Annotated in this window: 8 protein-coding genes, 2 tRNA genes and 1 pseudogene; all 11 read left to right on the forward strand. The window is 72.7% G+C overall.

All coding sequences use genetic code 11. The annotated features are described in order from the left end of the window. Nucleotides 1-24: 24 nt before the first annotated feature. Nucleotides 25-1,755 carry an LCP family protein gene (locus ACZ4YL_RS05175; RefSeq protein ID WP_468113847.1) on the forward strand — a complete coding sequence of 577 codons (1,731 nt, stop codon included), beginning with the start codon at nucleotides 25-27 and terminating at the stop codon, nucleotides 1,753-1,755. Between the two features lie 119 nt (nucleotides 1,756-1,874). Further along, nucleotides 1,875-2,321: a ribosome silencing factor gene (gene rsfS, locus ACZ4YL_RS05180; protein ID WP_030008628.1), complete on the forward strand. Its 447-nt coding sequence runs from the start codon at nucleotides 1,875-1,877 to the stop codon at nucleotides 2,319-2,321. Then, the gene (locus ACZ4YL_RS05185; protein WP_468114094.1) at nucleotides 2,318-2,974 is read left to right on the forward strand and encodes a histidine phosphatase family protein; all 657 of its coding nucleotides are present in this window, start codon (nucleotides 2,318-2,320) and stop codon (nucleotides 2,972-2,974) included. Before rsfS ends, ACZ4YL_RS05185 begins: the two co-directional genes overlap by 4 nt. 123 nt (nucleotides 2,975-3,097) lie before the next feature. Continuing rightward, a tRNA-Ala gene (locus ACZ4YL_RS05190) sits at nucleotides 3,098-3,170 on the forward strand. A gap of 144 nt (nucleotides 3,171-3,314) precedes the next feature. Next, entirely contained in the window at nucleotides 3,315-3,548 is a 234-nt protein-coding gene (locus tag ACZ4YL_RS05195; protein WP_008738908.1) for a hypothetical protein, read from the forward strand. 131 nt (nucleotides 3,549-3,679) lie between these two features. Continuing rightward, nucleotides 3,680-3,752 (forward strand) — tRNA-Ala (locus ACZ4YL_RS05200). Between the two features lie 308 nt (nucleotides 3,753-4,060). After that, a complete protein-coding gene (leuS, locus tag ACZ4YL_RS05205) occupies nucleotides 4,061-6,931 on the forward strand; it encodes a leucine--tRNA ligase (RefSeq protein ID WP_468113850.1) in 2,871 nt (956 codons plus the stop codon). A 130-nt stretch (nucleotides 6,932-7,061) separates the two neighbouring features. Continuing rightward, entirely contained in the window at nucleotides 7,062-7,829 is a 768-nt protein-coding gene (locus ACZ4YL_RS05210; RefSeq protein ID WP_468113852.1) for a hypothetical protein, read from the forward strand. Between the two features lie 137 nt (nucleotides 7,830-7,966). Next, nucleotides 7,967-8,812 carry a DegV family protein gene (locus tag ACZ4YL_RS05215; protein WP_468113854.1) on the forward strand — a complete coding sequence of 282 codons (846 nt, stop codon included), beginning with the start codon at nucleotides 7,967-7,969 and terminating at the stop codon, nucleotides 8,810-8,812. A 98-nt stretch (nucleotides 8,813-8,910) separates the two neighbouring features. Then, complete coding sequence (locus ACZ4YL_RS05220; RefSeq protein ID WP_468113856.1) at nucleotides 8,911-9,927, forward strand: ComEA family DNA-binding protein; 1,017 nt, start codon at nucleotides 8,911-8,913, stop codon at nucleotides 9,925-9,927. A 146-nt stretch (nucleotides 9,928-10,073) separates the two neighbouring features. Further along, nucleotides 10,074-12,299: pseudogene (locus ACZ4YL_RS05225) on the forward strand (ComEC/Rec2 family competence protein); the annotation flags it as partial. Between the last annotated feature and the right edge of the window lie 67 nt (nucleotides 12,300-12,366).

Raw genomic sequence — 12,366 nt, forward strand, 5'->3', positions numbered from 1 at the left:
GCTTCCGGAGAGAGGGGCCCCGCGGTGAACGACCGACAGGATCCGTACGACCCGTATGCCGCCCAGGAGCAGCAGCTCGTCGGCTACGACGCGTACGGGCGGCCGGTGTACGGCCAGGTGCCCGCGCAGCCCGCCCAGCCCGCTCCGGCCGCCCCGCAGCAGTACGGGCAGCAGTACGAGCAGCAGCAGTACGGCTACGACTACCAGGGCTACGGCCAGCAGCAGCCGCAACAGCAACAGCAACAGCAGCAGTACTACCCGCAGCAGCCGGCCGCCCAGGAGTACGGGCAGCAGGAGTACACCCAGGCGCCCGCCTACGGGTACGACACGCAGCAGACCCAGCAGTGGATCCCGCAGCAGACCGCCCCGGAGCCCCAGGCCCCCGCCGAACGGCCGGCCGCCCAGGTCCCCGAGCCGCGCCGGCCGGACGCCGATGAGGGCGGTGCGCGGGGCGACGAGCGCGAGCGCGACGGCGAGCCCCAGGCGGACCGGGACTACCGCACCGAGATGTTCGCCTTCATCGACCAGCCGGACGAGGACTCCGAGGACGTCATCGACTGGCTCAAATTCACCGAGAGCCGCACCGAACGCCGCGAGGAGGCCCGCCGCCGCGGCCGCAACCGGGTGGTGGCGCTGATCGTCGTCCTCGCCCTGTTCGTCGTCGGCGGACTCGGCTACCTCTGGTATGCGGGCAAGCTGCCCTTCCTCGACGGCCCCGGCGAGAAGAAGACGGGCGCGACCGCCGACGCCGGAGCGCAGAAGCGGGACATCATCGTCGTCCACCTGCACAACACCAAGAAGGGTGGCACCTCCTCGGCGCTGCTCGTCGACAACGTCACCGCCAAGAAGGGCGCCACCGTCCTGCTGCCGAACACCCTGGCCGTCACCGGCCAGGACGGGACGCCGACGGGGCTCGGCAAGTCGGTCGAGGACGGCGGTCTCGGCACCCGCGAGGCCCTCGACTCCGTGCTGGGCACCCGCATCGGCGGCACCTGGCGCCTGGACACCCCCTTCCTGGAGAACCTGGTCGAGCTGGTCGGCGGCATCGAGGTCGACACCGACACCGCGGTCCCGGCCGACGACGCGGCCAAGACCCCGGCCGTGGCCCAGGGCCAGAAGCAGAGCCTGAGCGGGCCGATGGCCGTGGCGTACGCCACGTTCCGCGGGCAGGGCGAACCGGAGGCCAAGCAGCTGGATCGCGTGGGCAAGGTGCTCCAGGCGGTGCTGCGCAAGGTTCCGAGCGACCCGAAGGCGGCGGCCGTGACCGTCGAGAGCATCGGCCAGATCCTCGATCCCGCCCTGAACGCGCAGACCCTCGGGGCCCTGCTATCCCGGCTCGGCGCGCACGCCAAGGTGGGCGCGTACCGCACGGACGTCCTCGCGGTGAAGGCGGACGGCACGCTCACGGACGACGCGAACAAGTCGGTCGTCAAGGAGGTGCTGGGCGGCTCCGGCGCCGCGGCGCAGCCCGGTGCGGCCCCGCGCGTCGGCCTCAAGGACGCTACCGGCGACGAGAAGATGCAGGTCGCGGCGAAGGCGACGCTGATGAACGGCGGCTACGCCTTCGTCGACGGCGGCAAGGCCGACAAGACGGCGGCCACCTCGCAGATCACCTACCAGGACGACGCGCAGCGGGACCGCGCGATCGAGGTCGCCAAGACGCTGGGACTGCCCGAGACGGCGGTGAAGAAGGCCGAGAACGCGGTGAACGCGGAGATCGTGGTGATCCTGGGCAAGGACTACAAGGCGTCCTGACCAGGCTCCGGAGCGGCCCCGGAGGAGGCTTCCGCCCGCGCGCGACGCTGCGCGCGGGCGGTGTCGGCGGTACATGAGACCCTTGTAAGGATCTGCCCGCCAACCCGAAAGCATGGCCAGTGACCGCCACGGACCGCTCCATCGAGCTCATCACCGCCGCCGCCCAGGCCGCGGCCGACCGGCTCGCGCACGACATCATCGCGTACGACGTCAGCGACGTGCTGTCGATCACCGACGCCTTCCTGCTCGCCTCGGCGCCCAACGACCGCCAGGTCAAGTCGATCGTCGACGAGATCGAGGAGCGCCTGCTCAAGGAGCTCGGCGCCAAGCCGGTGCGCCGCGAGGGCGACCGCGACGCCCGCTGGATCCTGCTCGACTACGTCGACATCGTCGTCCACGTCCAGCACAGCGAGGAGCGTGTCTTCTACGCGCTGGAGCGCCTGTGGAAGGACTGCCCCGAGATCGAGCTTCCCGAAGACGCCAAGCTCACCATCGGCAAGGCCGAGGAGCACGCCAAGCTGCGCGAGGCGGCGGGCGACGACGAACTGGACGGTGATCTGTTCTGAGCGCGACCACCTCGGGCAAGTCCGGCAGGAAGATCGTCCTCTGGCGGCACGGCCAGACCTCGTGGAACCTGGAGCGCCGCTTCCAGGGCTCCACTGACATCGAGCTGACCGAGGCGGGTGTGGCGCAGGCGCGCCGCTCCGCGCGGTTGCTCGCCTCGCTGAAGCCGGATGCCATCGTGGCCTCCGACCTGCAGCGCGCCTCCGCCACGGCTGCCGAGCTGGCGGCCCTCACGGGGCTGGCGGTGTCGCACGACGCGGCACTGCGCGAGACGTACGCCGGCGAGTGGCAGGGCCTCACGCACGACGAGATCCTCGAGAAGTACGGCGAGCAGTATTCGGCGTGGAAGCGCGGCGAACCGGTCCGCCGCGGCGGCGGTGAGCTGGAGACCGAGGTCGCCGACCGCGCAGCGCCGGTGGTGCTGGAACACGCCGGCCGGCTGCCGCAGTCCGGCACCCTCGTCGTGGTCAGCCACGGCGGCACCATCCGTACGACGATCGGGCGCCTGCTGGGCCTGGACTCGTACAACTGGGAGGGCCTCGGCGGGCTCTCCAACTGCTGCTGGTCCGTCCTCGGCGAGGGCGCGCGCGGCTGGCGTCTGCTGGAGCACAACGCCGGCACGCTGCCGGAACCGGTGCTCGGCGACGACGACTAGAGCGGCCTTCCGTCGCTCCCCGGCGGGGCGGCCATCCGGATTTCACTTTCCGGCTGGTCACAGGCTAGAGTTCTTCTTGTTCGCAGCGCAGAACACCGGAGACGGGGGAGCGCAGCGGAGAGCGGGGCTATAGCTCAGTTGGTAGAGCGCCTGCATGGCATGCAGGAGGTCAGGAGTTCAATTCTCCTTAGCTCCACAATCAGGATCCCGTCCCCAATAGGGGGCGGGATCCTTGCTTTTGTACCCTTTGCGTTTGCTGACCTGGCCCGCACCGGCATGGCAGAATCGTGACCGCCGGAGGGGGAGACGACGGCCCGACGCGGGAGGGAGTCGCTGACGGATGGGTGCACACCGGCGCCGGTGCGACTGGTGCAACAACGGCACGCCGATCGTGCGGGACATGGACCCGGTCAACCCCGACTACCAGTACTGGTGCGAGGAATGCGCTCGGGCGCTGATCATAAAAGGCGACCCGATCGAGACGTACCGTGAGCTGGAAGGGGAGCCGATCTACGGGCGGCTGCTCGACGAGCACTGCACGCTCAAGCGGTTCTATCAGTTCGCGAGGGCGTGACAAGTTGGCTCAAATCGGACATGGCCTCTGGTCGGTGGAAACCGATTTTTGGACCAGGGCCATGACCGTGTAATGTTTGGGACGTCGCCAAGGGGAACCGGCAAGGGAAACCGAAGCGGCAAGCACAACAAGGGGCTATAGCTCAGTTGGTAGAGCGCCTGCATGGCATGCAGGAGGTCAGGAGTTCAATTCTCCTTAGCTCCACAGTGAAGAAGCGGGCCACCCGGATCGGGTGGCCCGCTTCTCGTTGTGTCCCCGTGTCCCCGTGTCCCCGTGCCCTGTGTGTCGCGTGTCGCGTGTCGTGTCGACGGGTGGAACGGCCGAGCGTCGGAAGGGGCCGCTGCGGTACCCTGACGCCATGCGTGCCGTACGCCTTCTGCTTACCGAGCCGCGCTGATCAGTGCCGACCCTTCGAGATGGTCGGACCCGGCGCGGCGTCCCCTCCTGTGCGAGGGGTTTTTTCGTTTGGGCAGGCAGAGACGGCAGAGACGATCGATGGAGCTTCAGAAATCATGAGCGAGACGAACACCCCGGCCCCCGAGGCGGCCGAGGCGCACCGCTACACGGCTGCCATGGCCGCCGACATCGAGGCACGCTGGCAGGACGTCTGGGACGCGCAGGGCACGTACGAGGCCCCGAACCCGACCGGTGACCTGGCCGGGGACCCCGCGGTGGTCGCACGGCCCAAGAAGTTCATCATGGACATGTTCCCGTACCCCTCCGGTGCGGGCCTGCACGTCGGACACCCGCTCGGGTACATCGCCACCGACGTCTTCGCCCGCCACCAGCGGATGACCGGCCACAACGTCCTGCACACCCTGGGCTTCGACGCGTTCGGCCTGCCGGCCGAGCAGTACGCCGTGCAGACCGGCACGCACCCGCGCGTCTCGACCGAGGCCAACATCGAGAACATGAAGGTCCAGCTGCGCCGGCTGGGCCTGGGCCACGACAAGCGCCGGTCGTTCGCCACGATCGACCCGGACTACTACAAGTGGACCCAGTGGATCTTCCTGCAGATCTACAACTCCTGGTACGACGCCGACGCGAAGAAGGCCCGGCCGATCACCGAGCTGGTCGCCGCCTTCGAGGACGGCTCCCGTGAGGTCCCCGGCGGCCGTGCCTGGGCCGCTCTGACCGCGGCCGAGCGGGCCGACGTGCTGAACGAGTACCGGCTGGCGTACTCCTCGGACGCGCCGGTGAACTGGTGCCCCGGGCTGGGCACGGTGCTGGCCAACGAGGAGGTCACCGCCGACGGCCGGTCCGAGCGCGGCAACTTCCCCGTCTTCAAGTCCCGGCTGAGCCAGTGGAACATGCGGATCACCGCCTACGCGGACCGGCTGATCGACGACCTGGACGCGCTGGACTGGCCCGAAGCCATCAAGCTGCAGCAGCGGAACTGGATCGGCCGCAGCGAGGGCGCGCGCGTCGACTTCGCGCTGGGCGACGAGGCCATCACCGTCTTCACCACCCGTCCGGACACCCTGTTCGGCGCCACCTACATGGTGCTGGCGCCCGAGCACCCGCTGGTGGAGAAGTTCATCCCGGCCGCCTGGCCCGAGGGCACGCACGAGGTGTGGACCGGCGGGCACGCCACGCCGGCCGAGGCCGTCAGCGCCTACCGCAAGCAGGCCGCCTCGAAGTCGGACGTCGAGCGGCAGGCCGAGGCCAAGGACAAGACCGGTGTCTTCACCGGTGAGTACGCGATCAACCCGGTCAGCGGTGACAAGGTCCCGGTCTTCATCGCCGACTACGTGCTGATGGGCTACGGCACCGGCGCGATCATGGCCGTCCCGGCGCACGACAGCCGCGACTTCGAGTTCGCGCGCGCCTTCGAGCTGCCGATGCGCTGCGTCGTGGAGCCGTCGGACGGGCGCGGCACCGACCCGGCAGAGTGGGACGACGCCTTCGTCTCCTACGACGCGAAGCTGGTCAACTCGACGGGCGAGGGCATCGCCCTGGACGGCCTGGGCGTCGTCGAGGCGAAGGCCGCGATCACCGACTGGCTGGCCGAGCGCGGCATCGGCGAGGGGACGGTCAACTTCCGGCTGCGCGACTGGCTGTTCAGCCGTCAGCGCTACTGGGGCGAGCCCTTCCCGATCGTCTACGACGAGGACGGCGTCGCGCACCCGCTGCCCGAGTCGATGCTGCCCCTGGAGCTGCCGGAGGTCGAGGACTACTCCCCGCGCACCTTCGAGCCGGACGACGCCACCTCCAAGCCGGAGACCCCGCTGTCGCGCAACGGCGAGTGGGTGAACGTGGAGCTGGACCTGGGCGACGGCCGGGGCGTGCGCTCCTTCCGCCGCGAGACCAACACCATGCCCAACTGGGCCGGTTCCTGCTGGTACGAGCTGCGCTACCTGGACCCGAACAACTCCTCGGCCCTGGTGGACCCGGAGATCGAGCAGTACTGGATGGGCCCGCGCGAGGGCGCACCGCACGGTGGTGTGGACCTGTACGTGGGCGGCGCCGAGCACGCGGTGCTGCACCTGCTGTACGCCCGCTTCTGGTCGAAGGTGCTGTTCGACCTGGGTCACGTCTCCTCGGCGGAGCCGTTCCACAAGCTCTTCAACCAGGGCATGATCCAGGCGTACGCGTACACCGACGCGCGCGGTGTCTACGTGCCCGCGGCCGAGGTCGAGGAGCGCGACGGCGGCTACTTCTACCAGGACCAGCCGGTCAAGCGTGAGCACGGCAAGATGGGCAAGTCCCTGAAGAACGCCGTCACGCCGGACGAGATCTGCGAGGAGTACGGTGCGGACACGCTGCGCCTGTACGAGATGGCGATGGGTCCGCTGGACGTCTCCCGTCCGTGGGACACCCGGGCCGTGGTGGGCCAGTACCGGCTGCTGCAGCGCCTGTGGCGCAACATCGTGGACGAGGAGACGGGCGCGGTGACGGTCGTCGACGCCGAGCCCGCCGAGGACACCCTGCGCGCGCTGCACAAGGCGATCGACGGGGCCGGCTCGGACCTGACCGGGCTGCGCTTCAACACCGCCATCGCGAAGATCACCGAGCTGAACAACGCGCTGACGAAGGCCGGCCGCCCGCTGGAGCGCTCGGTCGCCGAGGCCCTGGTGCTGCTGGTCGCCCCGCTGGCCCCGCACATCGCGGAGGAGCTGTGGCACCGCCTGGGTCACAGCGAGTCGGTGGTCCACCAGGACTTCCCGGTCGCGGACCCGGCGTACGTCGTGGACGAGAGCGTGACGTGCGTGGTGCAGGTCAAGGGCAAGGTCAAGGCACGCCTGGAGGTGCCGCCGACGATCTCCGAGGCGGAGCTGGAGCAGCTGGCCGTGACCGATGAGGGTGTCGTGGCGGCGCTGGGCGGCGCGGAGATCCGCAAGGTGATCGTGCGCGCGCCGAAGCTGGTGAACATCGTCATCTGAGGGCGCACCCCCGCATAGGGGGGATCCCGTACGGGCAGGTTGGGGGTTCGATTGGAACCCCTGGCCTGCCCGTGGCGTTTACCGTGGAGGGGACGGAAAAGAGCCGTCGTGTACTGGGGAAGGGATGCTCATGGAGGCCGCGTTGATCATCTTCGCGCTGATGGTGCTTTTCACCTTCCTGGGGTTGGGTGTGTACGCGACCGTCAAGGTGGTGCAGGCGACCAAGCGCGGTGTGGACCGGACCATCACGCAGGCGCGGCGGACCGTGGAGGACACCACGCTGCGCGCCAAGAGCTTCGGCCAGGTCGGGGTCACGGGGGCGCTGGCGCAGCTGCGGCTGGACCTGCGGACCTCGATGCGGGCCACGGAGCAGGCGCTGCAGGACGGCGTCCGGGTGGACGCCTCGCTGCACGAGTCGATCGCGCTGTTCGAGCGGCTGAGCGCGCACGGGCGCGAGCTCGACGACGAGCTGAAGCGGCTGGAGCAGGACCCGGACCGCGGGCGGATCGCGGAGCGCCTGCCGGACCTGCGGGAGCGGACGGCCAAGATCAAGCAGGCCGCGGACTCGCTGCGCTGGGCCGCGCGGGACCGGGCCCAGCGGTTCGCGCAGGACGACCTGTCCACGCTGTCGGCGCAGATCGAGGTCGAGTCCGACGCGCTGCGGGACTGGCAGCGGGAGCCGGTGGACGACCTCGCGGCGGCGGCCGCGGCGTGGGACGCGGCGCAGGCGAACGGGGCCGCGGCGGGTCCGGCACAGGCTCCGGGGAACGCTCCGGGGCAGCCTGCGGCGGCGGCGAGCCCGGCGTGGGGCGCGGATCAGCCGCAGGCCCTGAACCCGGCCGCCCCGGCACCGCAGTACCCCTGGCAGAAGGCGCGTCGACCGGAAAGCACCACCTGAAGGCGGGGCGCGCGGGTCTCGTAGAGGCTCGTACCGGGCTCGTACCGTAGGCTCTCGCCGCCCCGGGGACCCCGGCCGACGGTCGCGTCGTGGGGCCAGGCTGCCGTCATGCCCCCACTGGCGGTAATCTCCGGCTCATGTCCCGCCATGTCGCCATCGTCACCGATTCCACGGCCTACCTGCCCCGACCGGCCATGGCGCGGCACGGAATCACCGCCGTCCCGCTCACCGTGGTGCTCGGTGGTGAGGCACTTGAGGAAGGCACCGAGATCTCGGCGCGCAGCCTGGCCCTGGCCCTGCAGAAGCGCCGCTCGGTCACCACCTCGCGCCCCAGCCCGGAGGAGTTCGCCCGGGCCTACCGGGCGGCTGCGGACGCCGGGGCGACCGGCATCGTCAGCCTGCACCTGTCCGCCGAGCTGTCCGGCACCTACGACGCCGCCGCGCTCGCCGCCAAGACCGCACCCGTACCGGTGCGTGTCGTGGACACCGGCATGATCGCGATGGCCCTGGGCTTCTGTGCGCTCGCCGCCGCCGAGGTGGCCGAGGCGGGCGGGTCCGTGGACGAGGCCGTGGCGGCCGCCGAGAAGCGTGCGGCGGACATGGCCGCGTACTTCTACGTCGACACCCTCGACTACCTCCGCCGCGGCGGCCGGATCGGGGCCGCGCAGGCCCTCCTCGGCTCCGCCCTGGCGGTGAAGCCCCTGCTGACGCTGGACGGAGGGCGGATCGAGATGCTGGAGAAGGTCCGTACGTCGTCCAAGGCCATCGCCCGCCTGGAAGAGCTGGCCGTCGAGCGCGCCGGGTCCGCCGCCGTCGACGTGGCGGTGCACCACCTGGCGGCTCCGGAGCGGGCGGAGAAGCTCGCCGAGCGGCTCCGCGAGCGCATCCCCGGACTGGTCGAGCTGCACGTCAGCGAGGTCGGTGCGGTGATCGGGGCGCACACCGGCCCGGGGCTGCTGGCGGCGGTCGTCTCGCCCCGCTGATCACCGGAACGGGTGGCGCGGTTATCCACAACGGGCCTTTTTTCCACCGGAATTGAGTGATCCGAACCGGGGGCGGGCTCGGCCTCTACGGTCGTGGCATGACTCTTCGAACGCGTGCTTCGTATCCGTCGGGCGCCACCAGTGGCCCGGGCCGCCCCCGTCTCTCCGACGGCCGGCTCTCCGAGAACCGGCTCTCCGACAGCCGTCTCCGGCATCGCCGTACGGCGCGTCGTGGCCGGCGGGTTCCTCATCCGGAGCCGGGCGCGGTGCGCCGGCGGGCCGAGGCCTTGCTGGGCGGCAGCAGCCCGCCGCATGCCCCGGCCCCGCCGCCCCGGGCACTCCAGGCGCCGCCCGCGGCCCCGGACGGGGCCGATGCCCAGGCACCGTCCGGCGGGGCCTCCGGGCTGCCCTCAGGGGCTGCGCGGAGGCTGGCCGTGCGGGAGCGGCTGCCGCTGTGGCTGCAGGACCGCTGCGAGGTGCGGCCGCGTGCGGTGGCTGCCGTCGGGGTGGTGCTGCTCGCCGCCGTCGGTTTCGCCGGGCAGCAGTACTGGTCGGCGCGGCCGCGGGCGGTGACCGTGCCCGCGGTGGTCGCCCCGGGGGCCGTGCCGGGGGCCGTCCCGGCGGCGGCCACGGCACCGGCGGCTCCGGCCTCGGGAGCGGGGGCCGGCGGGGCCGGTGCGGCCGCGCGGATCGTCGTCGACGTCAGCGGCAAGGTCCGGGACCCCGGGGTGCGGCGGCTGCCCGCGGGTTCGCGGGTGGAGGACGCGTTGGCCGCCGCCGGGGGAGTGCGTCCCGGCACCGACACGACCGGGCTGAACCGGGCCCGGGTGCTGGTGGACGGCGAGCAGGTGGTCGTCGGCGCCCCGGCGCAGCCGCCACCGGCCGCCGGGCCGGGCGGCGGTGCCGGCTCCGGGCCTGGTCCTGGCCCGCTGAGTCTGGGTTCGGCCACGGTCGCCCAGCTCGACGGGCTGCCGGGGGTCGGGCCGGTACTGGCGCAGCACATCGTCGACTTCCGTACCGCCCGCGGCGGCTTCCGCTCCGTGGAGGAGCTCCGCCAGGTCGACGGCATCGGTGAGCGGCGCTTCGCCGACCTGCGCACGCTGGTGCGGCCGTGAACCGCCCGGAGGGTCCGGGCCCGCCGGACCTCCGCCTCGCGGTGCCCGCCGGGGCCGCCTGGGCGGCGGCCGCCCTCGCCCTGGACATGCCCGTCCACCGGACCGCCCTCGGGGTGGCCCTGGGGATGGTCTGCGCGGGCCTGTTGATGCTGGGCGCGTGCCGGCGTCCGGGGCCGCGGTGGCGGCTCGCCCCGGCCGCGGCGGCGGCCCTGCTGTGCGCGTCGGCCGGGGCCGGGGTGGCGGGGCTCCAGCGGGCCGAGGCGCGGGCCGGGCCGGTGGCCGGGCTGGCACAGGAGCACGCCCGCGTCCTCGCGGAGCTCACCGTCGGCTCCGACCCGAGGGCCGCCCGGAGCGCGAGCGGGCCGCCGGTGGTGGTGCTGGACGCGGTGGTGACCCGGGTGACCGGGCCCGACGGGACGAGTACCCGGGTCGAGACCCCGGTGCGGGTGCTGGCCGGGCATCCGGGATGGGCCCGGCTGCAGCCTTCCACCCGGGTGGTGGCCGTCGCCCGGCTGGCTCCGGCGCAGGGCGGGGAGCGGGCCGTGGCGCTGCTCCGGCCGGCCGGTGACACCCCGCCCGGGGTGACCGGCGGCCCGGACACCGTCCAGCGGCTCGCGGGGCGGCTGCGAGCCGGGCTGCGCGAAGCCACCGAGGGGCTCGCACCGGATGCCAGGGCCCTGCTGCCGGGGCTGGTCGTCGGGGACACGTCCAGGGTTGCGTCCGACCTGCACGAGGCCTTCCGAGCCACCGACCTGCTGCACCTGCTGGCCGTCTCCGGGTCCAATCTGACCGTGGTGCTGTTCCTGCTCATCGGGCCCCCGGCCCGCGCGCAGCAGGCCGAACGGCGCGGGCTGGCACCCCGGCTCGGCCTCTCGCTGCGAGTGACCGCCCTGTGCGGGGCGGCCCTGACGCTCGCCTTCGTGGTGGTGTGCCGGCCGGAGCCGAGCGTGCTGCGGGCCGCTGCCTGCGGGGCGGTCACCCTGCTGGCCATCACCACCGGACGGCGCAGGTCGTTGATCCCGGCCCTGGGCGCCGCGGTGCTGCTGCTGGTGCTCTACGACCCGTGGCTGGCGCGCAGCCACGGCTTCCTGCTCTCCGTACTGGCCACCGGGGCGCTGCTCACCCTCGCTCCCCGGTGGAGCGACGCCCTGCGGCGCCGCGGGGCGGGACCGCGGCTCTCCGAGGCGCTGGGGGCCGCAGCGGCCGCGCAGGCGGTGTGCGCGCCCGTGGTGGTCGTGCTCGCCGCCCGGGTCAGCCTGGTGGCGGTGCCGTGCAACCTGCTGGCCGAGCTGGCGGCCGGTCCCGCGACGGTCCTCGGCTTCGCCGCGCTCGCGGTGGCTCCGGTGTGGATGCCCGCCGCGGAGCTGCTCGCCCGGTGCGCGGCGGTGCCGGCGGGGTGGATCGCGGGGGTGGCCCGGGCCGGGGCCCGGTTCCCGGGCGCGGAGGTGCCGTGGCCGGGCGGTCTCACCGGGGGCGTGCTGCTGGCCGCCGCCACCCTGGCCGTCGTCGTGGTCGCCGGTGCCCGGTTCCGCGGGCGCGGGTGGCTCTGCTCCGCCCTGGCGGTGCTGCTGCTCCTGGCCGTACTGCGGCCGCCGCAGCTCGCCCGTACGCTCTCCGGCTGGCCGCCGCCCGACTGGAGCTACGTCCAGTGCGCCGTGGGGCAGGGGGACGCCGCCGTGCTCTCCGTCGGCCCGGGGGAGGCCCTGGTGGTGGACGCCGGCCCGGAACCCGGACCGGTGGACGACTGCCTGCGCGCCCTGGACGTGCACCGCGTGCCGCTGCTCCTGCTGACGCATTTTCACGCCGACCATGTGGGAGGCCTGTCGGGGGTGCTGCGGGGCCGATCCGTGGCTGTGATCCAGGCCACCACGCTCGAAGACCCGCCGGGGCAGGCCGAGTTCGTACGGCGGACCGCGGCTGCCGCCGGTGTGCCGATCGTGAAGGCGGTGCAGGGGGAGCGGCGCCGGGCCGGGGCGTTCGAGTGGCAGGTGCTCTGGCCGCCGCCGGCCGGACCTCCGCCCGAGGGGCCCAACGACGCGAGCGTCGCCCTGCTGGTGCGCGGCGCGGGGCTGACCCTGCTCCTGCTCGGCGACCTCGAACCTCCCGCGCAGCAGGCCCTCCTGAGGGCCCATCCGGGCCTCGGCCCGGTGGACGTCCTCAAGGTCGCCCATCACGGTTCCGCGCACCAGGACCCGGAGCTGTACGCCCGGATCCGGCCACGGCTCGCGCTCGTTCCCGTCGGCGTGGGCAACCGCTACGGACACCCCGCGCCGAGTACGCTCGCCCGGCTGCGGGAGCTGGGGGCGACCGTGCTGCGTACCGACACCGACGGCTCGATCGCCGTCACCGGAAGCGGAGTTCGGCTACGTTCATTTCCGGCCAGGTGGCGGCGGAACCGGCGCGGTCATACCGGGCGCGACCACTCTGTTTGCCCACAAC

This window comes from Streptomyces sp. NPDC030021 (assembly GCF_055574035.1).